The sequence below is a fragment of the Betaproteobacteria bacterium genome (genome assembly GCA_016709965.1).
Classification (GTDB): Bacteria; Pseudomonadota; Gammaproteobacteria; order Burkholderiales; family Rhodocyclaceae; genus Azonexus; species Azonexus amarohabitans.
The window spans coordinates 313,548-337,662 of sequence record JADJLT010000001.1 but is presented as its reverse complement, the minus strand read 5'-3'; the positions used below and the strand labels follow the sequence as shown (position 1 = coordinate 337,662).

Annotated in this window: 19 protein-coding genes; 13 read left to right on the top strand and 6 right to left on the bottom strand. The window is 58.4% G+C overall.

Annotation, left to right across the window (positions count from 1 at the left end):
• Positions 1-429: 429 nt before the first annotated feature.
• Both IPJ12_01705 and IPJ12_01700 read right to left on the bottom strand, forming a co-directional pair.
• Positions 430-3,273 (bottom strand): NB-ARC domain-containing protein, encoded by a 2,844-nt coding sequence (locus IPJ12_01705; protein ID MBK7645915.1) that lies wholly within the window; start codon positions 3,271-3,273, stop codon positions 430-432.
• Positions 3,274-3,279: 6 nt separating this feature from the next.
• Positions 3,280-3,603, bottom strand: a complete 324-nt coding sequence (locus IPJ12_01700) for an antibiotic biosynthesis monooxygenase (GenBank protein ID MBK7645914.1) — start codon at positions 3,601-3,603, stop codon at positions 3,280-3,282.
• Between the two features lie 262 nt (positions 3,604-3,865).
• On the opposite strand from IPJ12_01700, the gene IPJ12_01695 reads away from it, so the two are divergent.
• The gene (locus IPJ12_01695) at positions 3,866-4,792 is read left to right on the top strand and encodes a toll/interleukin-1 receptor domain-containing protein (GenBank protein MBK7645913.1); all 927 of its coding nucleotides are present in this window, start codon (positions 3,866-3,868) and stop codon (positions 4,790-4,792) included.
• A 31-nt stretch (positions 4,793-4,823) separates the two neighbouring features.
• Here IPJ12_01695 and IPJ12_01690 read toward each other — a convergent pair whose 3' ends face one another.
• Positions 4,824-6,074, bottom strand: a complete 1,251-nt coding sequence (locus IPJ12_01690; protein ID MBK7645912.1) for a dicarboxylate/amino acid:cation symporter — start codon at positions 6,072-6,074, stop codon at positions 4,824-4,826.
• A gap of 139 nt (positions 6,075-6,213) precedes the next feature.
• Positions 6,214-6,531, bottom strand: coding sequence for a hypothetical protein (locus IPJ12_01685; protein ID MBK7645911.1), 318 nt, complete (start codon positions 6,529-6,531; stop codon positions 6,214-6,216).
• Between the two features lie 218 nt (positions 6,532-6,749).
• Between IPJ12_01685 and smc the strand changes: the two genes are divergently transcribed.
• The 7 genes from smc to IPJ12_01650 are packed head-to-tail and all read left to right on the top strand — an operon-like array spanning position 6,750 to position 16,465.
• The gene (gene smc, locus IPJ12_01680) at positions 6,750-10,262 is read left to right on the top strand and encodes a chromosome segregation protein SMC (protein ID MBK7645910.1); all 3,513 of its coding nucleotides are present in this window, start codon (positions 6,750-6,752) and stop codon (positions 10,260-10,262) included.
• A gap of 23 nt (positions 10,263-10,285) precedes the next feature.
• Positions 10,286-11,527 carry a cell division protein FtsZ gene (locus tag IPJ12_01675; protein ID MBK7645909.1) on the top strand — a complete coding sequence of 414 codons (1,242 nt, stop codon included), beginning with the start codon at positions 10,286-10,288 and terminating at the stop codon, positions 11,525-11,527.
• A complete protein-coding gene (gene ligA / locus IPJ12_01670) occupies positions 11,527-13,578 on the top strand; it encodes an NAD-dependent DNA ligase LigA (GenBank protein ID MBK7645908.1) in 2,052 nt (683 codons plus the stop codon). The genes IPJ12_01675 and ligA overlap by 1 nt, the downstream gene beginning before the upstream one ends.
• Positions 13,578-14,447 carry a UTP--glucose-1-phosphate uridylyltransferase GalU gene (galU, locus tag IPJ12_01665; protein ID MBK7645907.1) on the top strand — a complete coding sequence of 290 codons (870 nt, stop codon included), beginning with the start codon at positions 13,578-13,580 and terminating at the stop codon, positions 14,445-14,447. Before ligA ends, galU begins: the two co-directional genes overlap by 1 nt.
• Complete coding sequence (locus tag IPJ12_01660) at positions 14,444-14,995, top strand: hypoxanthine-guanine phosphoribosyltransferase (protein ID MBK7645906.1); 552 nt, start codon at positions 14,444-14,446, stop codon at positions 14,993-14,995. Before galU ends, IPJ12_01660 begins: the two co-directional genes overlap by 4 nt.
• A complete protein-coding gene (locus IPJ12_01655) occupies positions 14,992-15,693 on the top strand; it encodes a class I SAM-dependent methyltransferase (protein ID MBK7645905.1) in 702 nt (233 codons plus the stop codon). Before IPJ12_01660 ends, IPJ12_01655 begins: the two co-directional genes overlap by 4 nt.
• Position 15,694: 1 nt before the next feature.
• On the top strand, positions 15,695-16,465 hold the full coding sequence (locus IPJ12_01650) for an S-methyl-5'-thioinosine phosphorylase (protein MBK7645904.1): 771 nt from the start codon (positions 15,695-15,697) through the stop codon (positions 16,463-16,465).
• A gap of 36 nt (positions 16,466-16,501) precedes the next feature.
• Here IPJ12_01650 and IPJ12_01645 read toward each other — a convergent pair whose 3' ends face one another.
• Together IPJ12_01645 and map are read right to left on the bottom strand one after the other, a co-directional pair.
• A complete protein-coding gene (locus tag IPJ12_01645) occupies positions 16,502-19,069 on the bottom strand; it encodes a [protein-PII] uridylyltransferase (GenBank protein ID MBK7645903.1) in 2,568 nt (855 codons plus the stop codon).
• Positions 19,069-19,869 (bottom strand): type I methionyl aminopeptidase, encoded by an 801-nt coding sequence (map, locus tag IPJ12_01640; GenBank protein ID MBK7645902.1) that lies wholly within the window; start codon positions 19,867-19,869, stop codon positions 19,069-19,071. The genes IPJ12_01645 and map overlap by 1 nt, the downstream gene beginning before the upstream one ends.
• 111 nt (positions 19,870-19,980) lie before the next feature.
• On the opposite strand from map, the gene rfbD reads away from it, so the two are divergent.
• From rfbD to frr, 5 genes are all read left to right on the top strand, one after another.
• Positions 19,981-20,898, top strand: coding sequence for a dTDP-4-dehydrorhamnose reductase (rfbD, locus tag IPJ12_01635; protein MBK7645901.1), 918 nt, complete (start codon positions 19,981-19,983; stop codon positions 20,896-20,898).
• 188 nt (positions 20,899-21,086) lie between these two features.
• Positions 21,087-21,833: a 30S ribosomal protein S2 gene (gene rpsB / locus IPJ12_01630; GenBank protein MBK7645900.1), complete on the top strand. Its 747-nt coding sequence runs from the start codon at positions 21,087-21,089 to the stop codon at positions 21,831-21,833.
• A gap of 56 nt (positions 21,834-21,889) precedes the next feature.
• On the top strand, positions 21,890-22,789 hold the full coding sequence (locus IPJ12_01625) for an elongation factor Ts (GenBank protein ID MBK7645899.1): 900 nt from the start codon (positions 21,890-21,892) through the stop codon (positions 22,787-22,789).
• A gap of 14 nt (positions 22,790-22,803) precedes the next feature.
• Complete coding sequence (locus IPJ12_01620) at positions 22,804-23,520, top strand: UMP kinase (GenBank protein MBK7645898.1); 717 nt, start codon at positions 22,804-22,806, stop codon at positions 23,518-23,520.
• A gap of 13 nt (positions 23,521-23,533) precedes the next feature.
• On the top strand, positions 23,534-24,091 hold the full coding sequence (gene frr / locus IPJ12_01615) for a ribosome recycling factor (protein ID MBK7645897.1): 558 nt from the start codon (positions 23,534-23,536) through the stop codon (positions 24,089-24,091).
• Positions 24,092-24,115 lie beyond the last annotated feature (24 nt).

The following is a 24,115-nucleotide window of genomic DNA, read 5'->3' as shown; positions in this document are numbered from 1 at the left end:
GTAAAACTGTACCCATCGAATTGGTGCTGCACAGTGTTTATAGGCGCCCAGCGCAGCGGTATCGGTTCGCTGGCGCACACAGGTTTTACTGAGGTGATTGATCGGGCTGCTTTGTTAACCGGATCTTCCGCTAACGCCGGTGGCGCGACTGTGTTTCAAATTCGGCGGATTTTTCCGGTTGACCGCAGCAAGCCGGTTTCGAGGACCTATTGGCTGACCGCCTGTGCTGGGAGGCTCAGGCGTGGCTGCCGTTGCCCGATGCCGTCCGCTTTTGGACGATCAGGCGGCTAAAAATGTCACCTGCGATCTTGACCACCATGCGCACTGTGCCGAGGTAGGGTCGATGTTGAGCTGGATTGCACCGAGCATGGAGATAACCATATGGTGGGCGAACGTGGTTCTACGTCGGCCAGGATAGTGCTTTGCCGATTACGGCTGGTTGCTTGCCGGTTTGTCGAGAGCCGCGGTGAGCGGGGTGATGATTGCCTCAACTTCTCTGGCGTAATCGGCGGCACCGCTCAGGATGTCGCCAGTGATCGGCGGCGGGAAAAGTACTGCTGCGATGGCCGCGGGATTGGCATTGTCCAGCGCGGTATCCAGATCGTTCGAGCCGATCTGCGCCGGATGCCGTTGCCAATAGATCTGCCAATAGCTGCCGATTGGCTCGCATAAGGTCTTGGCGGCGGCCCGATCACGCCCGGCGAGGTGGGCAGCCTGCTCGGCAATGCGGCCGGTGATTTCCTGGTAGAAAGCCATGGTGTAGGTATCGGCAGGTTCGGGGATTGCCTGGAAGGCGTAGGCATAGAAAGTGGCACGGATGTAGTGTCGGGTGGCTTCCGAAAACTGCCGATCGGCAATGGCCAGATCGCCCAGCAGTCGGTAGTTGTTGGCGAGCAGTTCAGCGTCGCGTTCAGCCAGCGGGGCATCCTCGCCGCCGGCGGCACAGCCTGCTTCGGACAGCGAACGCCGGGCATACGCTGCCGACGTGGCGAGGGAATCTTGTTCAAGCAGGTATTGGGCGACATAGAAGCAGAGCCAGGCAGCAACCCAGAGGTCACCGTCGAGATGGAAAATGTCGTGGGCGGCGGCGTAGCGCTTGAGGGCGCCTTCGTGATCATGGCGGCCGTAGGCATAGGCCTCGGCGAGCAGAAAATCGGTGAAGCCCCGCACCCGGCGCGCGTCTTCGTCGTGGATCGCTGAAATCTCACCCTCCAGCCCGAGACTTTGCCGAAGTCGGGTGAGTGAGTGTTCGACCTTTGCCCAGTCGCCGCGGGTGGATTTTTCATAGCCTTCCGGATAGGCCGCCTGAAAGGTGGCGAGTTGTTCAAGGCCCAGGCGTACCTTGGGATCGACGCTGCGGCGTTGCTGCCATTCGAGCAAAAGGCGCTCGCAGAACGGGAAGCGCTGGTAATAGCCCCACCACCAGAACGCATCGAAATAGACGCGCAGGAAGGCCTGCACGCCGCTGACGGCATTGCCGGCATGGGCGAGGTGATAGAGCCAGGCATCCTTGGTAGCCTGCCAGTCGGTTTGCTCGTAGCGGTACCAGCCGAGATAGGCGACCGGATTGTCGTCGATGTCCTGCTGCAATTGCCGGGCGTAATAATTGACGGCCTTGTGATGCAGCGCCTGCGATTCGGTCAGCGGCAACTTGGTGCGCGCATATTCGGCGATCACCCGATGCATGGTGTATTCGCCGTCGCCATAGTGCTCGATCAGGCCGATGTCGCTCAGGTCGTAGAGCACGGCGGGTTCGGTACCGGCTACCTGGCGGGCGATGTCTTTGGAAAACGTGTTGGGCTTGGGTCGGAAGATGGCCAGATTGAGGATGGCCCGCCTGGCCTGGTCCGTGCGCAGTGCCGCGAAGCTGACTTCAATGATTTCGGCCAGCGAGTGGGAGGTGTCATCGTCGCCCGGGTTGATGGCCAGGCGGTGTCCGGCCTCGGCCATGGTCTGAAAGGCGGCGGCGGTGCGGTCGGGGTCGCCATCTGCGGATTCACGGCGCAGGTATTTGCCGATCAGGACCAGTGCCAGAGGCAGACCATAAACAGCGCCGACCAGATTGTGGGCGCCGTCGGGATCGAAGGCGACTGCCTTCGGGGCAATCTCGGTCAACAACGCGAGGCCGGTGGTGGCATCGAGTTCAGGCACCAGCTCGGGGTCGCCGAGCATGGCGGCGACGTCCTTGCAGCGCGTGGTGATGATGAACACCCCTTTCGGAACAAGGTGCATGAACTCTTTTGCCGCCTTGTTCTCCCATACGTCGTCGAGTACGACCAGGATTCGGCGATTGCCAATGACTTTCTTGATCGTCGATTTCCAGTCGTCGATGCTGGCCAGGCTGGCCTTGCGCTCGTCGGGAACCTGCAGGGCCGTTGCCCAGCGGCGCAGTTGCTCGCCAAGCAGCGGTTGGCGACCCAGGTCAGCCCAGAGAACCCCGTCGAAATGCGCGAGCAGTTGCTCGCGATCCGCCAGCAGGGCTTGGGCAACGGTTGTCTTGCCAACGCCGGGCAGGAACAACAGGCTTTGGCTCTTGCCCTGGATGGCCCGTTCCCAAACCTGACGAACCAGTTCGTCGCGACCGACGATGGCGTGGTCGCGATCAAATTCGGGGGCCAGGAAAGGCGGCTCGAATTCGGTAGCAGGTGGCTGCTCTGGTACCGCCTTTTCATCCTTGGGTCGGCGATCCAGATATGCGGTGAAACAGGCGCTGAGCAGTTTGCGGAACAGGCTGGCGAATTCCGTCGGGTTGGCGTAGTCATGGCGCCCGCCGGCCGCCGAACCATCAGCATTGGCCAGGCGCTCTAGGAAATGGCCGACGGCACGGTATTGCTTCAGTTTTTCGTCGAGATCCGGATCATCGAGCTCGACCCGGGGTTTTTCGGTGCGCCGGAAAACCCAGACTTCCTTGCCGGCCGCGAGGGCGTCTTCATATTCGGAGACGGTGCCGGATTCGTAGCGGCTGCCATCGCTGCGTACGCAATCGGCTGAAACGGGCGTACCGAGCCGGCTCCACAGGATGACGATGGTCAGGTCACAGGCGCTGGCCGGCCCCTTGTAGAAATTGACGCCGAGTTGGGGCGTGACGCCGGCGGGCATGGGCGACGGCGCATCGGGATCATCGTAGGCAATCGCTTCGCTGGTGATCTTGCCGCGATAAGCTGGGTCGCGGGGCAGGGATTCGATGATTTCGCGAGCCGCGTTTCGTTCGTCTCCGACATCGCCAGGCGAGGAGATGAATATTCGCAGATGGAGAGGCGCGTTGGTGGGCATGGTAGTCTAGTCCAGTGCTTGCCGGTGCTTGCCATCGAACCGGTAGCTGCGCACGGGGGTGCAGATCTGGACCTGATAGGCGGCGAAGAATTTTTGCCGTCCATCTTCCTGCGCCGCTTGATGGTCTGGGTGATCACGCCAGGCGGCGAGCGATTCCATGCTGTCGAATTCGACGATGGACACGTTTTCACCGTCGGCGGCGACAAAGTCCTTGTAGGAAATAAAGCCTGGCATGGCTGAGGCAATTTCGTACATCCGCTCGCCCAGCGCCGTCAGGGCTTGTTCGTCGGTGCCATTCTTGAGTCGGGTGCGGAATACGATGACCACCATGCTAGCCTCCGGCGGGAATATCTGCTTGAATCATAGACCAAAATCCGGGGGCGTTGAAGGTGGCGCCTGGCCCGGGCAAAGGCGTTCAGGTCGTAGTTCTTGTATCCTTCCTCTCGCAATAAAAAGTTTCAAATTCGCCGGTTTTTTCGGGTTGACCGTGGCAAGTCGCGCAATCTTTACGGTCGGCAGTTTGATGTGTGCAGTTCAGTAAAGCGTTGCCAAACTTTGAGCATCAGGGTGTTTCATCTAGGAGGCCAGTCCCATGCCCGGAATATTCATCAGTTACCGTCGCGATGACCAGGCCGGTTTCGCCGGCCGTCTGGCGGATGCGCTTGGTCTGGCTTTCGACGCGGACAATGTATTTCGCGATATTGAGGATATCCATCCGGGCGAGGATTTTGTCGATGCCATCAATCAGCAACTGACATCGGTCGATGTCTTTCTGGTCATCATCGGGCCGGCCTGGCTGACGGTCAGTCGGCATGGCGTTCGCCGTCTGGACGAGCCGGAGGATTTTGTCAGGATGGAGATCGAGGCCGGCTTGAAGTCCGGCAAGATGTTGTTGCCGGTGTTGGTCGGCGGCGCGTCCATGCCGGCGGAAAAGGAATTGCCTTTGGCGATCCGGGCGCTGGCACGGCGCCAGTCATTCATCCTGTCGGATACCGGTTGGGCGTCGGATGTGGCGCGCCTGATTGAAACGATCAAGCCGTCTTTCCCCATGGTTCAGCCGCCACGCTCACGATCATGGTTGGGCTGGAGCTTGGCGGGTCTGGCGCTGGTCGCGGCGCTGTTCACCGGATTGAAGATGAACTGGACTGGTCATTCCACGGGTGCCGTAGCGCCGGTTTCTGCGGAAATGGTCCAGGCGCTTTCCGGGCAGTGGCGGGCTACGGTGAAATACGATTGGGGCGCCGAGCACGCCGAGCGCTTCGATCTGCGCCTGGAAAACGACGAGGTGCATGGCACGGCGAGCTATCTGGGGGTGCCGCGAACGGTAGAGCAGGGAACGCTGGCGGGCGAGCAACTGAATTTCGTGACGCACAGCCAGGAGGTGCTCGGCGATGGACCGGGGCGCGACGTGACGCATCGTTATCGCGCCGTGCTGCAGGGGGATGAATTGCATGTCGTGCTGGAAAGTGGCGGTGGCCACAGTGTCCACACGCCAGTGGAGTTCGTTGCCCGGCGTTGATCGGCGGGCCGCAGTTTAAGCAGCTGGGGACTCAGTTGTCCCGGTCGCTGGCCGATTCCGTCAGCTTCTGAACGATCAGGCTGCCCACCATGTCGCCTTCGACATTGACCGCCGTGCGCACCGTGTCGAGGATGCGGTCGATGGGGAGCAGGATGGCGATGGCAGCGGTGGGCAGGCCAACCGATTCGAGCACGAGCACCATGCTCAACATGCCGACACTGGGAATCCCCGGGGCGCCGATGGCGCCAAGCATGGCCACGAAGAAGATGATCAGCTGGTGGGCGAGATCGAGTTCGATGCCGGCGAGGCGGGCGACGAAGAGCGCGGCGGCGGCTTCATAGAGCGCGGTGCCGTCCATGTTCATGGTGGCGCCAAGCGGGACGACAAAGTTGGCGATGTCCTTTTTGACGTGCAGGTGCTGCTCTGTACAGCGCAAGGTGATGGGCAGCGTGGCCGCGCTGGAGCTGGTGGCGAAGGCGGTAATCAGCGCATCGCGCGCGCCTTTCCAGAAGTGTAGCGGCGTCATGCGGGTGACCAGCCAGAGCAGCAGCGGCAGGACGACGATGCCATGAAACAGGGTGGTGCCGACAACGACCGCGATGAAGTGGGCGAGGCTGCCGAGCAGGGTCGCATTTTGCGTGGCGACCAGTTGCAGCAGCAGTGCAGCCAGGCCAAACGGGGCCAGGCGCATGATCCAGCCGACGATGAGCAGGCAGAGTTCCTGCAATTCTTGAATCAGTACACGCACATTCTTGTAGCGTTCCCCGCCGACGACGAGGGCAATGCCGAGAAACAGGGCGATCACGACGACGGCGAGGATGTCGCCCTGGGCGAGTGCCTTGAACGGGTTCTGGAACAGGCCTCGCATAAATTGCGCGATGTAGTCCGGCAGCGGCATCTGCCGCGCCTGGAAATCGCGGGTAGCGTCGGCAAACATGGCGAGATGCTGACCTTCGCCGGGGCGAAAGATACTGGCGGCGCCGAGACCGAGGACCATGGCGATGGCCATCGACAGCGCAAAGAAGGCGATGGTCGTGGTCCATACCCGATGCATCTGCTGATGCGCCCGCAGGTTGGCGACGCCGCAGACGATGGATGAAAAAACCAGTGGCACCAGCACCATGCGCAGCAGATCGAGAAACAGGTTGCCAACGATTTTTACGCCGTACAGTGTTTGGTCGACAACAGGCGCCGACGCTGACTGCGTGGCGAGCCATAGTCCGCCGCCAATGCCGAGCAGGCAGCCGATCAATATCTGGGTGTTGAGCGAGGGACGGGTCATCGGGCGCGTTGAGGTGAATGCAACGCCATTTTAGCGGCATTGCCCGAATTACATGCGGGCTCGGGCGAACAAGAAAAATTTCAAAATCGGCTGCTTTTTCCGGTTGACCGTAACAAGCAGCTTTTGCGGTCCGGCTGACCTAGCCGAGCAGGGTGATCTTCAACTTCTGCAGAAAGTTCTGGTCAGCCCACCATTGTTGACCTTTTTCGCGGAAATCGCGCCCCTTGTCGGTCAGTGTGAGTTTGATCGCGCCGAGCTCGGTCTTGCCGGTCTGCTCAAGGAAGCCGGACTCCATTAGAAATCGGGCAATCGCCGGTTGTACCTCTTGGCCGGACAGCGTCCAGCGCGTACCGAAGCCATCCTTGTCGCCGCTCAGCATCAATATGGGCTCGAATTCGCCGATCAGGCGCAGGACCTGCAAGGTTTCGGCGCGCAAGGGGACGGTGGCTGGATGCATCGGTTTGGCTCCTTGAATGAGCAAGGAATTCAGGCAGGATTGCAAGCAGGACGGGCGATCCCGGGTTCAAGGGACGTCAGTTCTATGGCTCACGCGAAAACAGGCCGGTCGGCATCATCGGGCGATCTCTGCCGAGGGCCGCGATTGGGGCGCGAAGGTCGATGTTATTATACGACCCCCTTCATGGCGGGGGCATTTATACCCCGCCGAAATCAGGCATGCGTCTCACCAAGCTCAAACTCGCCGGCTTCAAATCCTTCGTCGATCCCACCGCTGTGGCCGTTCCAGGTCAACTGGTGGGCGTCGTTGGCCCCAATGGCTGCGGCAAATCCAACATCATGGATGCCGTGCGCTGGGTGCTGGGCGAGTCGAAAGCCTCGGAATTGCGCGGCGAATCGATGATGGACGTCATCTTCAACGGCTCGTCCAACCGCAAGCCGGTGTCGCGCGCTTCAGTGGAACTGATTTTCGAGAATCTGCTCGGCCGGGCGCTCGGCCAGTGGTCGCAATACACCGAGCTGTCGGTCAAGCGCACGCTGACGCGGCAGGGGCAGTCGGATTACTTCATCAACAATTTGAAGGTCCGCCGCAAGGACATCACCGACCTGTTTCTGGGCACTGGCCTCGGACCACGCGCCTACGCCATCATCGGTCAGGGCATGATTTCGCGCATCATCGAGGCACGGCCGGATGATCTGCGTGTCTTCCTCGAAGAAGCGGCCGGGGTTACCCGCTACAAGGAGCGGCGCAAGGAAACGAACGGCCGTCTGGAGGACACCCGCGAAAACTTGCTGCGCGTTGAAGACATCCGCCTTGAACTCGGTAACCAGATGGAGCGGCTGGAAATCCAGGCCGAAGTGGCACGTCGTTATCAGGGCCTGAACGAGCAACTGGTGCTGCGCCAGCAAGTACTCTGGCTCTTGAAAAAGCGCGAAGCCGAGGCTGAGCGGCAACGCCTGTCGCTCGAAGTCGAGCGCGCGGTGACCGATCTCGAAGCGCAAAATGCCGCATTGCGTGAAACCGAGACGCGTGCCGAGGAAACCCGCGAAGCCCATTTCGCTGCCGGCGATGCCCTGCACAACGCGCAGAGCGACATGTATTCGGCCAATGCCGAAGTTGCCCGGCTGGAAGCGGAAATTCGCCATCGCCGCGAATCGCGCAGCCAGCTCGAAGCGCGCCTGACCCAGCTCGAAGACGAATTGAAGCAGTGGAGTGCGACGGCCGAAAAGCTCACGGTCGACCGGCAAAAATGGGAAGAAGCGCAGGAAATCACCAAGCTCCGCGCCGAGGAAGCCGAGGAGCGACTACATCAGCAGATGAACATCGCGCCGCAGGTCGAGGAAGACCACGTACAGGCACAGGAAGAGCTGCAGCGCCTGAAGACGCGAACGACCAACAGTGAGCAGAAGCTGGAAGTCGAGCTGACCAACAAGTCGCACGCCCAGCGCGCCTTGCAATCCATCACGCTGCGTCGTGAGCGTTTGCGCGAAGAAACCGGCGGTGGCGATGCGCCGGATGAAACGGATCTTGCCGAGAAGGAAGAAGAGCTCAGCCTGTTGCGCGAGGAACTGGCCGGTGATCAGGATCAGTTGCAGCAGTTGCAGCAGGAACTGCCGCAGGTCGAGGCACGTCGCAAGGAGGCGCAGTCTGAGTTGCAGCGCATCGAGCGTGAACTGGCCGCCGGTCAGGCTAGACGCTCGGCGCTGGAACAAATGCAGGCGCGCACGCAGCAGACGGGTAAATTGCCGGAATGGCTGCGTCGCCATGATCTCGAATCGGCACCCCCTTTATGGCAAAAGATTCATGTCGAATCGGGCTGGGAAGAGGCCGTCGAAGCGGTATTGCGCGAACGCCTGAGCGCCATCGCCTGTGACGATCCGGCCAAGCTTGACGAATGGCTGCACGACCGGCCGGAAGCACGGTTGAGTGTAATGCTGCCCGGTGATTTCGATTTTGGCCAAAATTTCCAGTCGACCGTGGCAGCGCTGTCCGCCAAGGTGCGCAGCGAGTCGCCGGCCATTCAGGCCGTGCTGCACGACTGGCTGGGCCAGGTGCAGACGGCAGAAACGCTGGCCGATGCGCTGGCCATGCGGGCGAATTTGCCGGCGGGGGCGGTTGTCGTCACCCGCGGTGGTGATTTGGTCAGCCCGGCCAGCGTGACTTTCTTTGCGCCGGATCAGGGCGAACATGGTTTGCTCGAACGTCAGCGCGAAATCGAAGCGCTAGGCGAGGGCGTCGCCATGGCTGAAGAAAAGGCCGAGTCCATCCGCGAGCATCTGGCCATGCTTGAGGAGCAGATTGAGGACAAGCAATCCGAAATTGGCGAAATCCGGCAATATGTCGCCGACCGCCAGCAGCGCGTGCATGCCGTGCAGCTCGAGGTGGTCAAGCTGGCGCAGACCATCGAGCGCTACAAGGAACAAAAGGAGCGCCTGCAGGAACAACTGGCTGAGCTGGCCGAGGAAGAAGAGAGCGAGCGCGAGCGCGAAATGTCGGCCGACGAACGCATCGAAGAAATTCGTGACGGCCTGTCGCGCATTCGCGTGCTGGTGCACGGTGCCCAAACGCGGCTTGACGAGTGCGAACGTGCTGTGCGCGCCGAACGTGAACGCAATTCCGACCTCGACCGCGCCTTGCGTGAGGCGCAGTTCTCGCTACGTGAAAGTGACGGCAAGCTGCAGGACGTTTTTACCCAGCAGGCCGTGGCGCAGCGCGAGTTGAACCGTATCGAGAAGGACCGCGCCCAGTGCGCCGAGCAGGTCGAAGCGGCACCGCCGGATGTTATGGAGGGTCAGTTGCAGTCAGCGCTTGAAGCGCGTCAGGCGGCCGAAAAAATTCTGGCCGAAAAGCGCGATGCGCTGGAGTCGGCGACCAATGCATTGCGTGGTTTCGAAGAGCAACGCATGCGCATCGAGCAGGGGCTGGAGCCGCTGCGCGTGAAGATTGGTGATCTAAAGTTGAAGGAGCAGGCGGCGGCGCTCAATACCGAGCAGTTCGCGCTGCAATTACTCGAAGCCGGGGCCAACGAAGAAGCGTTGGTATCAGAAATCGGCAATGCCAAGCCAGCCAGCCTGCAGGGTGAAATTACCCGGCTGACCAGTGCCATCGCCGAGCTTGGCGCCGTTAATATGGCCGCGCTGCAGGAACTGGAAACTGCGACCGAGCGCAAGGGCTATCTCGACATGCAGGCCGCTGACCTCAACGAAGCGATGGAGACGCTGGAGAACGCCATCCGCCGTATCGATCGTGAGACGCGTGACCTGCTGAAAAACACATTTGATACGGTCAACGGCCATTTCGGGCAGCTTTTCCCGGAATTGTTCGGGGGCGGCCGGGCTGAACTGGTGATGACTGGCGAGGAAATCCTCGATGCCGGCGTTCAGGTGATTGCCCAGCCGCCGGGAAAAAAGAATTCAACGATTCACCTGTTGTCCGGCGGCGAAAAAGCGCTGACCGCGATTGCGCTGGTTTTTTCGATGTTCCAGCTCAACCCGGCACCTTTCTGCCTGCTTGACGAGGTCGATGCGCCATTGGATGACAGCAATACCGAACGTTTTTGTGCCATGGTCAAGAAAATGTCAGGTGCAACGCAGTTCCTGTTCATTTCCCATAATAAAATCGCGATGGAAATGGCCGAGCAGCTCGTCGGCGTCACCATGCAGGAATCCGGTGTGTCGCGCGTGGTCGAAGTGGATATTCAGGAAGCCTTGAAAATGAGGGACGCTGCCTAAGGCGCGCCCGGGAAGAGATTGAGATGACAGAACTCCAGATGGGATTGATAGGATTGGGCGCAACGGCGGTCGTCGGCGTGTTTGGCTATAACAAGTGGCAGGAATACCGTCAGCGCAAGCTGGCCGAAGCGGTCATGAAGCCGCATCACGATGACGTGCTGCTCGGTGACGGGCCGAAGGCATCGGCGCAGCCTGCGGTGGCGGCGCGCAGCGAGCCGGAAATCCGCGCTGATGCGGCGCCGCGGATGGCGGTGCGCCTTGAGCCGACGTTTGTCGATGAGTTGCCACCCACACCTGTTTCGCCTGTAGAGCCGGTCAGCGGCGAGCCGGAAATCCAGGCCAGCCCAGTGCTTGAAACGCCGACGCAGATAGTGCCGGAGCCGGCTGCAGTGGTTAAAGAAGTCGTTCTCGACGAGCCTGATTTACCGGAAATTGACATGCCGGCCGAATTGCTCGACCCGCGTCTTGAATTCATTGTGGCGATGGAACTGGTCGAGCCAGTATCGGCCATCCAGATTATTCATTCCCAGCGTTCGTCGCTGCATCGCGTTAACAAGCCGGTGCATTGGGTTGGTTACAACGAGCGCACCCGCGAGTGGGAGCGCCTGTCGCCGGATAGCGAAGCACCGGTGCGTCGCTTGCGCGTTGGCCTGCAACTGGTCAATCGCATGGGGCCGGTCTCCGAAAGCGACATCACTATTTTCACCAACGCCATGCATGCGCTGGCCGATGAACTGATGGCTGTGGCTGACATGCCGTCGTCGCGCCTGGGCGACCAGGCGGCTGAAATCGACCGATTCTGTGCAGCGGTGGACCTTGAAATCGGTCTTAACCTGGTCAGCCGCGCCGGTGCCTTCTCGGGCACCAAGATTCGTGCCTTGGCTGAAGCGGCGGGCATGGTGCTCGGTGTCAGCGGCGCCTTTACCCGTTACGACGATAGCGGTCGGGTTTTGTTCAGTCTGCAGAATTACGAAAACACGCCATTTTCGGCCGACTCGCTGCGCACGGTGACGACGCATGGCCTGACTTTCCTGCTTGATGTGCCGCGGGTTGACCACGGCGAGCGTGTTTTTACCCAAATGACCGAGATCGCCAAGCGCTTTGGCGATACCTTGCAGGGGGCGCTGGTGGATGATAATCGCCAGCCGTTGAGCGAGTCGCAACTCGATCATATTCGCCGGGAATTCATCGGCAAGCCACAAGCCACGATGGCCAGTTTCAGTCTGCCAGCCGGTTCGCCACAGGCGCTGCGGCTCTTCTCCTGATGCTGGCACCCGTCGTGATAGTGGAGCGCGCGGCCTGGCTGCGCGCCGAGCTGGATCGACATAACCACGCCTACTACGTCCTCGATGCGCCGAGCATTCCGGATGCCGAATACGACAAGCTGTTTCGCGAATTGCAGGGTTTGGAGGCAGAGTACCCGGAGCTGCTGAGCGCGGATTCGCCGACCCAGCGGGTTGGTGCCGCCCCGCTCAAGGAATTTCCGCCGCGCCGGCACGGCGTACCGATGTTGTCGCTGAACAATGCGTTCGCGCCTGAAGAGGTTGAGGCTTTCGACAAGCGCGTGCGCGACGGTCTGGAAACGATTTCAGCGATTGATTACGCCGTCGAGCCGAAATTCGACGGTCTGGCCATCAGCCTGACCTACCAAAACGGTCTATTCACCTGCGGTGCCACCCGCGGTGATGGTGTGACCGGCGAAGAGGTGACCCCGAATTTACGCACGTTGCGCGACATTCCATTGCGGCTGCAAGGTGAGGGCTGGCCGGCGCTGATCGAGATTCGCGGCGAAGTGCTGATGTTCAAGGCAGACTTTGCCGAACTCAATGCCCGCCAGCGCGAACGTGGCGACAAGGAATTCGCCAATCCACGCAATGCCGCTGCCGGCAGCTTGCGTCAGCTTGATTCGAAGATCACGGCAGGCAGACCTTTGTCATTTTTTGCCTACGGGGTCGGCGCTGGTGCGGATGGGCTGGCCGTCAGGACACATGGTGATCTGATGGATCGCTTGGCAGCCTGGGGCTTTCCCGTGGCCTCCGAACGGGGTGTAGTGAGCGGTTCCCGCGGTCTACTGGAATTTTTTGCCAAAATCGGAATATTGCGCCCGGGCCTGCCGTATGACATCGATGGCGTCGTTTACAAGGTCAATCGACTGGATTGGCAGGCGCAACTAGGTTTTGTCTCGCGCGCGCCACGTTTCGCCATCGCCCACAAATTTCCGGCCGAAGAGGCATTGACCGAAGTACTCGGCATCGATGTCCAGGTTGGTCGTACCGGTGCGATTACGCCGGTGGCGCGTCTTAAGCCTGTTTTCGTCGGTGGTGTGACGGTTACCAATGCCACGTTGCATAACGAAGACGAAGTGCGCCGCAAGGATGTACGGGTGGGCGATACGGTCATTGTTCGCCGGGCAGGCGACGTGATTCCGGAAGTGGTCGCCATCGTTCCCGAAAAGCGGCCGACGCGCGACCTGTTTGGTGGTGAGCCGCTGTACCCGTCATTCGAACTGCCCAAGTTTTGCCCGGAATGCGGGTCGACCGTTGCAAGGGGCGAAGACGAAGCGATTGCGCGTTGTACCGGCGGGCTCTATTGTCCGGCGCAGCGCAAGCAGGCGCTGTGGCATTTTGCGGCCCGGCGGGCGATGGATATCGAAGGCCTGGGTGACAAGTTGATCGATCAACTGGTTGATGCCGAACTGGTCCATTCGCCGGCCGATCTTTACAGCCTGACGGTGCAAACGCTGGCCGGGCTGGAACGCATGGGCGATAAGTCGGCGAGCAATCTGGTTGCCGCCATTGATCAAAGCCGGCAAACCACGCTAGCGCGTTTCATATTCGCGCTTGGCATCCGCAATGTCGGCGAAGCCACAGCGCGGGATCTTGCTCGCCATTTTGGCAATCTCGATCGCATACTTCATGCGGATGCTGCGGCGCTGCAACAGGTGCCCGATGTGGGCCCCATCGTTGCGGCCAGCCTGCTTGCGTTCTTCAACGAGTCACATAACCGTGAAATCATTGAGCGATTGCTCGGTGCCGGGCTGCATTGGGTTGAAGGCGAGCCGGCAGATGTAGGGCCAAAACAACTGGCCGGCCAGACGCTGGTACTGACCGGCACATTGCCTACGCTGAAGCGCGACGACGCAAAAGCGATGATCGAGGCAGCCGGCGGCAAGGTGGCCGGCTCGGTATCGAAGAAAACGGATTACGTGGTTGCCGGTGAGGAAGCCGGTTCCAAGCTGGAAAAGGCCTTGGAACTGGGTGTGTCGGTGATCGATGAAGCAGGGTTGTTGAAATTGCTTGAAAAGGGAGTCGAATAATGAAAAAAGTCCGCAAAGCTGTATTTCCGGTTGCCGGCATGGGTACGCGGTTTTTGCCAGCCACCAAGGCCAGTCCGAAGGAAATGTTGCCTATTGTTGATAAGCCGCTGATTCAGTACGCAGTGGAAGAGGCGGTGGCCGCCGGCATTACCGACATGGTTTTTGTCACCGGCCGCTCCAAGCGCGCCATTGAGGATCATTTCGACAAGGCATACGAGCTGGAAAGCGAACTCGAAGCACGTGGCAAGTCCGAGTTGCTTGAATTCGTGCGAAACATGATTCCAAAGAACATCAACTGCATCTACATCCGTCAGGCCGAAGCCCTTGGCCTTGGCCATGCCGTGCTGTGCGCCAAGCCGGTGATCGGGGACGAGCCCTTTGCCGTGATCCTCGCCGACGACTTGCTCGACGGTAAGCCACCGGTTATGAAGCAGATGACGGACGTTTTCGACTATTACCGCTGTTCCGTGCTGGGCGTTCAGGACGTGCCGCGGGCTGACACCAAGAGCTACGGTATCGTCGATGCGCGTCGGGTTGCCGATCGCCTCGAACAGATCAACGCCATCGTCGAAAAGCCAAAGCCGGAAGATGCACCGTCGACGCTGGCGGTTGTCGGGCGCTACATCCTGACGCCGCGAATTTTCCATCACCTGGAAAACGTCAAGCCGGGTGCTGGGGGCGAAATTCAACTGACTGACGGCATTGCCTCGTTGCTCAGTGAGGAACAGGTGCTGGCCCACCGCTACGACGGTGTCCGCTACGATTGTGGTTCGAAGCTTGGCTATTTGCAGGCGACAGTCGTTTTCGGTCAGCGTCATCACGAAGTCGGCTCAGCCTTCAACGAATACCTCAAGACGCTGGTGGCATGATGGATGTAAAAAAGGCCCGGGCGATGCTGGCAAATGCCGAGTTGATTCACAGCGAAGACGTTGTTCAGGCAGCCGTTGGCAAAGTGGCGGCAGAAATTCGCGAACGCTTGGCGGATAAGTATCCGCTGGTGCTTTGTGTGATGACGGGCGGTGCTGTTTTTTGTGGCCATTTGCTGACCAGACTCAATTTTCCGCTCGACTTTGATTATCTGCATGCCACGCGCTACGGGCCGGAAACGCAGGGCGGCAAGCTGTCCTGGCGCTCGGCACCGTGGACGTCAGTCAAGGGGCGTTCGGTGCTGGTGGTCGACGACATTCTTGACGAAGGCGTAACGTTGGCTGCAGTCAGGGAAAGCTTGCGTCGCATGGGCGCGGAAGAAGTGTTGACGGCGGTCTTTGCCGACAAATTGAACGGCAAGGAAAAACCGATTTCTGCCGATTTTCTCGGGTTGACCGTACCAGACCGATTTGTCTTTGGTTTCGGCATGGATGCCGGTGGCGTCTGGCGCAATCTGCCCGCCGTTTATGCCATGAAGGACGATGAATGAGCGGTGCAACGGTCGCCGAGTTCATTGGTTACTGGGAAGGTGAGGGCCAGGCATACGTCCGTCATGGAGACTATGAATGGATGGCCTCGCTGGTACCGGGGCGACGTGTTCTGGAAATTGGTAGCGGCGTTGGCTTTTCTACTCAGGCGCTCGCCCGACGCGACCTGAAGGTGCTTTCCATCGATGCGCTGGCCGAGTGCCTGGCGATCACGCGCCAGCGGATTGAACGGGGCGATGTGACGCTGATGCAGGCGGAAATTGAAGCACTCACCGATGAACAGCGTGCCATGATTGAGGCATTTGAGCCGGATACAGTGGTTTGCTGGCTAATGGGCGCACCGGCTGAAACAACTGGCGCGGTGCCGACCGATGCCGGGCGGGCAGTGATAGCCTACCGTGAAAAAACACATCGTCTGGTGGCGGAACTGGCGGCCAGCCTGCCAACTGTGCAGGCCCTGCATCTGGTTGATCGGACCGCTATTCCCTGGCAGGCAAAGGATATCGGGCGCGATACGCTGGTCAGTTACCATGGTGGCAAAACGCTGCTGGATTTGCCGCTGGTAGCTGATCGGGCGCACGCGCTGTACCGCAAGCTGGGTGATGACGCCGTCAACACCGCTCCATTTAGAAAATCGCACCCAGCGCTGAAAGGCGTGGTGCCAACGCTGGCTTCACTGCTGGCAATCAGGAAAAAATAATATGCTGGCAATCATTGGCGGTAGTGGTTTGACGACTTTGTCCAATCTGGATGTTTCGCATCGCGAGGTGGTGCGAACGCCTTATGGTGAGGCCTCTGGCGCGCTGGTTTTTGGCCAGATCTGCGGCCAACCAGCGGTATTTTTGCCGCGCCATGGCTATGGGCATACCATTCCGCCACACATGGTCAACTACCGCGCCAATATGTGGGCGCTGGCGCATCACAAGGTGAGTGGCGTCATTTCTGTGGCATCGGTCGGCAGCATTCGTCCTGACCTGGGCCCCGGCGATATCGTTTTGCCACACCAGATCATCGATTACACGTGGGGCCGCAAGTCGACGATGTTCGACGGCAATGGAACGCCGGTCACCCACGTCGATTTTACCGAGCCGTATGATGGTGATTTGCGTCAGCGCATTCTTGCTGCTGGCAAACAACTGAGCATCGATATCAAACTCGATGCAGTTTATGCCGCGACTCAGGGGCCGCGCCTGGAAACAGCTGCAGAAATCAATCGCTTTGAGCGCGATGGTGCCGACGTGGTCGGCATGACCGGCATGCCTGAGGCGATTTTGGCGCGGGAGCTGGGTTTGCGTTATGCCGCCATCAATGTGGTAGCCAACCATGCCGCTGGCCGGGGCAGCAGCGTCAACGGCATCCATTTCGAAAGCCTGGAACACGTACTGCATGAGGCCATGGGGCAGGTCAAGGCCATCATCGAAAGACTGGTTGGCAGTCCTGACAACTGCCTGCCGTTGGGTATATCGGTTTGATTGACTTGCCCGACCGGGTAAATGGCCGGGCGTTCGTCAATTGGCTGATACTTTCAGACGGTCCATCAATTCCGTTTCCAGACGTATGCGGTGTTGGCTGTCTCGCAGGTCGCCACCGCTGATCAGAAAAACGTCTTCAGCACGCTCGCCGAGCGTCGTGATTTTTGCCGTGTGAAGATGGGCGCCGTGCTCGGCCAGCGTATTTGCGACGCGGTAGAGCAGGCCCGGGCGGTCGGCAGCGATGAGCGAAAGAATGAAATGCGTTCCTTTTTCATCGCCCCTGATGCTGACTTCCGGTTTCATCGGGAAATGCTTGACCTGACGTGACAGCCTACCCGTTGAAGGAATATCCGGCGGCATCTGGTGGAGCAGGCGTTGTTCCAGTTCGTGTTCAATGTAGGGAACCATTTCGCGGTTGTTATCCCGATCCTCAACATCCAGCACGACAAAACTGTCCAGCGCATAGCCGTGGGCCGTCGTGTGAATCTTGGCATCGACGATGCTGTAGCCGGCGCGTGCGAAGAAACCAACGATGCGGGCGAAAAGATCGGGTTGGTCCTGGGTGTAAACCATGACTTGCAGGCCTTGCCCAGCTTGCGCCAGGCGAGCACGGACGACGGGTTGGTTGTTGTAGATTCGGTAATGCAGCGAGCGAGTGTGCCAGGCAATTTCCTCAGCCGAATGGCGCAGGAAATAGACGGTATCCAGCTGTTTCCAAAGGCGTTCGTGCACGGTGTCGGACAGGGCGAAGAAGCGCAGCAGTCGCATGGCCTCTGCTTGGCGCTCGGCGATGACGCCATGGGCGGCCGGCGCTTCGTCGCGTGTCAGATGGTGCATGGCCATGTAGTACAGATCTGCCAGCAGCTTGCCTTTCCAGTGATTCCAGACTTTTGGGCTGGTCCCGCGAATGTCGGCATGAGTCAGCAGATAGAGGGCCTGCAGATGTCGTACGTCACCAACCAATGCAATGAATCTGGCAATGACCGCGGGGTCGGAGAGATCTTCTTTTTGGGCAACCTGCGACATGACGAGGTGATTCCTGACCAGCCAGACGATCAGTTCGGTGTCTTCCTCGGTTAATTCATGATTTCTGCAAAACTCCTCGGCGTCCACCGTGCCCAGTTCGGAGTGGTCACCACCGCGCCCTTTGGCGATATCGTGGAAGAGTGCCGCGATATAAAGTATCCATGGACGATCAAGTTCGCTGATGATGCGTGCGCACAAGGGGTATTCGTGCGCAAATTCGCTCATCGTGAATCGGCGAATGTTGCGCAGGACTTGCAGAATATGTTGGTCAACGGTGTAAACGTGAAAAAGATCATGTTGCATCTGACCGACGATGCGCCCGAAATTCGGCAGGTAGGCGCCGAGGATGTCGAGCTGGTTCATGCGTCGAAATTCATGAACGATGCCACGGTCGCTTTGCATCAGTTTCAGGAAGTTGCTTCGATTGACCGGATTGGCACGGAATGTCGGGTTGATGCGGTCACCGGCACGCCATAGTGCACGCAGTGTACGCGTCGTCATGCCGGAGAGCTCGTGGCTCTCCTGCATGATCAGGAAGCTGTCCAGAATCAACGTCGGTTCGCGCTCAAACAAATCGTCTGCACGGACGTCCAGCAGGTTGCCGACTACTTGGAAGTTTTCATCAAAGGGTTGCGGTGTTTGTTCGTTTTCAGGGGTGAGTGCGGCGCCCATATTTTGCAGCACGATCGTATTGAGCATGCTGACTGTTTTCGCGTTGCGATAGTACACCTGCATTAATTGTTCGGAGGCTCGCTTTGCTTCGTTTGAGGTGAATCCGTACTTGGTGGCCAGATTGCCCTGATAGTCGAAAAGCAGGCGATCTTCGCGCCGCCCGAGCATGAAATGCAGCCGTATGCGCAAGTGGCGAAGGTATGCTTCGCAGCCTTCCGCCTGCATCATTCCTTCGTGCGTGATGATGCCGTTCTGTTGTAGTTCGGCCCAAGTCGAACCGTAGCCGGCGGCTTTGGCGATCCAGAAAATGATCTGCAAATCGCGCAGGCCGCCCGGGGAATCCTTGCAGTTGGGTTCAAGGCTGAATGGGGTTTCGTTGAAACGCAGGTGCCTGTCTTGTTGTTCTAGCCGCTTTGCCTCGAAAAAAACCAGTGGGTCGAGATTGCCCCGCAAGCGTTTTTGAAAGGTGGTAAATAGCTTGCTGTTACCGGTGAGCAGCCGAGCTTCAAGGAGTGAGGTTTGAACGGTGATATCGCCGGCTGCCTCGTCCAGACAATCCTGGATGGTGCGCACGCTGTGTCCGATTTCAAGACCGATGTCCCAGAATGACCCGATCAGTCGTTCCAGTTTTTCCTGGACAACGCTGTTGGCGTCCTGTGATAGCAGGATCAGCAGGTCGATGTCGGAACCCGGGTAGAGCTCGCCGCGCCCGTATCCGCCTACTGCGGCCAAGGTAATGGAGGCTGGAAAATCAAATGAAACCCACAGCTTTTTGAGGGTTGCATCGACTTGCCGGCAACGCTCGACGAGTACGGCGCGAGCATCCTGGGTTTGTTCGTAATTCAGCTTCAGCTGAAGTTGATTGGCTTTGACTTCGGCCCGCAGGGCGGCGATATCACAGGTCATCAATTGATCCAGTCCGGCTTGGCACGTGCACCGGCGGAAAGTGTCATGATTTCGTAGCCGGTTTCGGTGACCAGAATGGTGTGCTCCCACTGCGCCGAGAGACTGCGATCCTTGGTGACAATGGTCCAGCCATCGGCCATTTCGCGAATTGCAGCCTTGCCGGCATTGATCATCGGTTCGATGGTGAAGATCATGCCCGGTTCCAGACGTGGCCCCGTACCGCTCTTGCCATAATGCAGCACCTGCGGATCTTCATGAAATTTCGCGCCGATGCCGTGGCCGCAAAATTCACGAACAACCGAGCAGCCGTTCTTTTCGGCATATTTCTGGATGATGGCGCCGATGTCGCCGAGATGCGCGCCAGGCTTGACCACTGAAATGCCCAGCCACATGCATTCGAAAGTGATTTCGCACAGGCGCTTTGCCTGGATCGAACCTTCGCCGACGATGAACATCCGGCTGGTGTCGCCGTGGTAACCATTCTTGATCGTTGTGATGTCGAGGTTGACGATGTCCCCGGTCTTCAGGATGCGCTCACCGGGAACCCCGTGGCAGACTTGTTGATTGACCGAGGTACAGATCGATTTCGGATAAGGGTTGTAGCCGGACGGAGCGTAGTTGAGTGGTGCCGGTATGCATCCCTGCACATTCACCATGTAGTCGTGACAGAGCTTGTCCAGTTCATCGGTGGTGACGCCGGCCTTGACGAAGGGCTCTATGTAGTCAAGGACTTCACCGGCCAGGCGCCCGGCAATTCTCATTTTTTCGATTTCTTCCGGGGTCTTGATACTGATGCTCATGGCTGCTCTATGGTACGTAGGGAAACGGGAAGGATAAATGATGGGGCGGGATTCGCAAAGCTGGGCCGGCCAGAGTGGCATACTTGCCAATTTGGAACAGATGGGGTCGCGATGACTATTCTCCTGCTTGGCAAGGATGGACAGGTTGGCTGGCAATTACAGCGTTCCCTGGCGCCCCATGGTCCGGTAATCGCCTGCGGTCGCGCCGAGTGTGATTTGTCCGATCTGGAGCAGATTCGTTCAGTAGTGCGTGAAATCAGACCCTCGGTGATTGTTAATGCGACCGCCTACACCGCTGTCGACAAGGCGGAATCGGAGCCCGAATTGGCCCATCGCATCAACACTCAAGCTCCCGGCACTCTCGCCGAGGAGGCCGCGCGACAAGGGGCTTTGCTGGTTCATTATTCGACTGACTATGTTTATGATGGCGCCAAAACATCGCCATACTTGGAAACCGATCCGACCGCGCCGCAGAGCATTTATGGGCAATCGAAGCTGGCTGGTGAAGAGGCAATTCGAGCGGTTGATGGACACTCCCTGATTTTTAGAACCAGTTGGGTTTTCGGGGCGCGGGGCGAGAATTTCGTCAAGACCATTCTGCGTCTGGCGAAGGAAAACGATGCGTTAAATGTCGTCGATGACCAGATCGGCTCACCTACACCGGCGGCATTGATCGCTACGGTGACTGGCATCGCGCTGGCGATGGTGCGCTGCGGTCAACTGGAAAAAAGCGGCAAAAATCGAAATTATCTATACCACCTGGCGGCCGCTCGGCCGGTCAGTTGGCGCGAATTCGCGCGAACCATTGTATTGCTTGCGGGAACGGTGCAGGGTTTTGATTTGCGGCTTAAGCCGGAAGAAATTTGTCCGATTAACACGCAGGAATACCCGACGCCGGCCCGTCGACCGGCCAACTCACGTCTCGATTGCAGTCGCCTGGAGCGTGATTTCGGATTGCAGATGCCGGACTGGGCGCCATATCTGGCGCGCATGCTTCAATTATTGGCACTCAAACAGAACGGCTATTGATCTTCCTGAACGCCTGTTGTGCTGCTATAATCCGCAGGTTTTTCTCGGTCGTCATGACTGAAAAAACGGTTGTCTGCATCGTGTAGATAGCCAAAATCCACACATCCGCCGATTAAGGGTGTCTGCCAGAGTTCAACGATGGCGGGCGTTTCAGGCGGATGGAGGTTCAACCCTTAAGGAGTTTTACAATGTCCGTTACTATGCGCGAAATGCTGGAGGCTGGTGTTCACTTCGGTCACCAGACCCGTTTCTGGTCCCCCAAGATGGCACCGTACATCTTCGGTGCCCGCAACAAGATTCACATCGTCAATCTCGAAAAGACGCTGGCCAAGTACAACGAAGCCATGGCTTTCGTGAAAAAGCTGTCGGCCAATCGTGGTTCCATTCTGTTCGTTGGTACCAAGCGTCAGGCTCGTGAAATCATCGGTGAAGAGGCGCAGCGCGCCAACTCGCCATTCGTCGACCAGCGTTGGCTGGGTGGCATGCTGACCAACTTCAAGACCGTCAAGACCTCCATCAAGCGTCTGAAGGACATGGAAGTGGCCGTTGAAGCCGGCGAACTGGAAAAAATGCCGAAGAAGGAAGCACTGACCTTCCGTCGCGAACTGGAAAAGCTGCAGAAATCCATCGGCGGCATCAAGGAAATGGCCGGCTTGCCGGATGCCATCTTTGTCATCGACGTCGGCTATCACAAGATTGCCATTACTGAAGCTGAAAAGCTCGGCATCCCGGTTATCGGCGTGGTCGATACCAACCACTCTCCGGACGGTGTTGCTTACGTCATTCCGGGTAACGACGACTCTTCCCGTGCTATTCAGCTCTACGCTCGCGGCGTGGCTGACGCCATCCTCGAAGGTCGTAACCAGGTCATGCAGGAAATCGTTGCCGCTGGCGGTGATGACGAGTTCGTCGAAGTTGTGGACGCTGCTGAATAAGGTTGTAACGGCGGGGTTTCAAGCCCCGCCTGTTTTAAAAGCTCTGGAGAAATAATATGGCGGCAATTACCGCAGGCATGGTGGCAGAACTGCGCGGCAAGACCGACGCACCCATGATGGAATGCAAGAAAGCATTGACCGAAGCCGATGGCGACATGGTCAAGGCTGAGGAAATCCTCCGCGTCAAGCTGGGCAACAAGGCCAGCAAGGCTGCTGCCCGTATCGCAGCGGAAGGCATCGTCGCCGTCAGCATCTCCGCTGATGGCAAGCTGGGTTCCATCATTGAAGTCAATAGCGAAACCGACTTCGTTGCCAAGAATGACGAATTCATTGCACTGACCAATGGTTGTGCCTCACTAGTCGCCGCCAATAGCCCGGCTGACGTCGCTGCGCTGTCCGCGCTGCCGATGGGCGAAGGTACTGTTGAGTCTACCCGTTCCGCACTGGTCGGCAAGATCGGCGAAAACATGACCATCCGTCGCTTCGTGCGTTGCGAAGCCAAGGGCCAGCTAGTTTCCTACATCCATGGTGGTGCCAAGGTTGGCGTGCTGGTTGATCTGGTGGGTGGTGACGAGCAGCTGGGCAGGGATCTGGCGATGCACATCGCGGCTTCCAAGCCGAAGTCTTTGGACTCATCCGGCGTTTCCGCTGAACTGCTCGATACCGAGCGTCGCGTTGCCATCGAAAAGGCTCGCGAAGCCGGCAAGCCGGAAGCCATGCTGGAAAAGATCGCCGAAGGCACCGTTCAGAAATATCTGAAGGACGTTACCTTGCTTGGTCAGGTCTTCGTTAAAGCTGCCGATGGTAAGCAAACCATTGAACAGTTGTTGAAGGAAAAGGGCGCTTCTGTAGCCGGCTTCACGCTGTATATGGTTGGTGAAGGTATCGAGAAGAAGGTTGATGACTTCGCTGCTGAAGTTGCTGCCCAGGCTGCTGCTGCAGCAGCCAAGAAGTAATTGAAAGGAACGCCGTGACTGCCCCGAAGTACAAGCGCATTCTCCTTAAACTCTCCGGCGAAGCCCTGATGGGTAACGACGCCTATGGCATCAACCCCCAGACGATCGCGGGTATTTGCGGAGAGATCAAGGCGGTCGCCGATATGGGTGTGGAAATCGGCGTCGTTATCGGCGGTGGCAATATCTTTCGTGGCATGGCCGGTACGGCTACCGGGATGGATAGAGCCACTGCGGATTACATGGGCATGCTCGCCACGGTCATGAATGCCATGGCCCTTTCCGACGCCATGCGCCAAACAGGATTGAATGCCCGTGTGCAGTCGGCGTTGAATATCGAGCAGGTGATTGAGCCTTACATTCGTGGCAAAGCCATCCGCTATTTGGAAGAAGGCAAGATTGTTATTTTTGGTGCGGGTACCGGCAATCCATTTTTTACCACCGATACTGCTGCAGCCTTGCGCGGTTCAGAAATCGGCGCGGAAATCGTGCTGAAGGCCACTAAAGTGGACGGGATTTACTCCGCTGATCCGAAAAAAGATCCGCAGGCGACCCGTTTTGACAAGATCAGCTTCAATGAGGCGATCTCCAAGAATCTGGCGGTCATGGATGCGACCGCTTTCGCGCTCTGCCGCGATCAAAAATTGCCGATCAACGTGTTTTCGATTTTCAAGGCTGGCGCGCTCAAGCGCGTAGTATGTGGTGAAAATGAAGGTACGCTGGTTTATTGCTGAGGGAGAACAACAGATGATTTCTGAACTCAAAAAAACCGCCGAAAGCAAAATGCAAAAATCGCTGGAGGCACTGAAAACCGATCTCCAGAAAGTGCGTACCGGCCGTGCCCACATTGGTTTGCTGGATCATGTGCAGGTTGATTATTACGGATCAATGGTGCCGGTCAATCAGGTGGCCAATATCACCTTGGTTGATGCTCGTACCATTGGCGTGCAGCCGTGGGAAAAGCCCATGCTGCAAAAGGTCGAAAAGGCGATTCGTGACTGTGATCTCGGTCTCAACCCGGCTTCGCAAGGTGATTTGATTCGTGTGCCGATGCCCGCTTTGACCGAAGAGCGTCGCAAGGAAATGATCAAGATCGTCAAGACTGAAGGCGAGGGCGTTAAGGTGGCGATTCGCAATCTGCGCCGCGATGCCAATACTCACCTGAAGGATGCGCTGAAAAAAGGCGAAATTCCTGAAGATGACGAGCGAAAGGCCCAGGATGATGTCCAGAAACTGACTGACCGCTACATTGTTGAAGTCGACAAGATGCTCGCTGCCAAAGAGGCCGAGCTGATGCAGGTTTAAGCCGGTTCCGTTCGGACTTCCGGC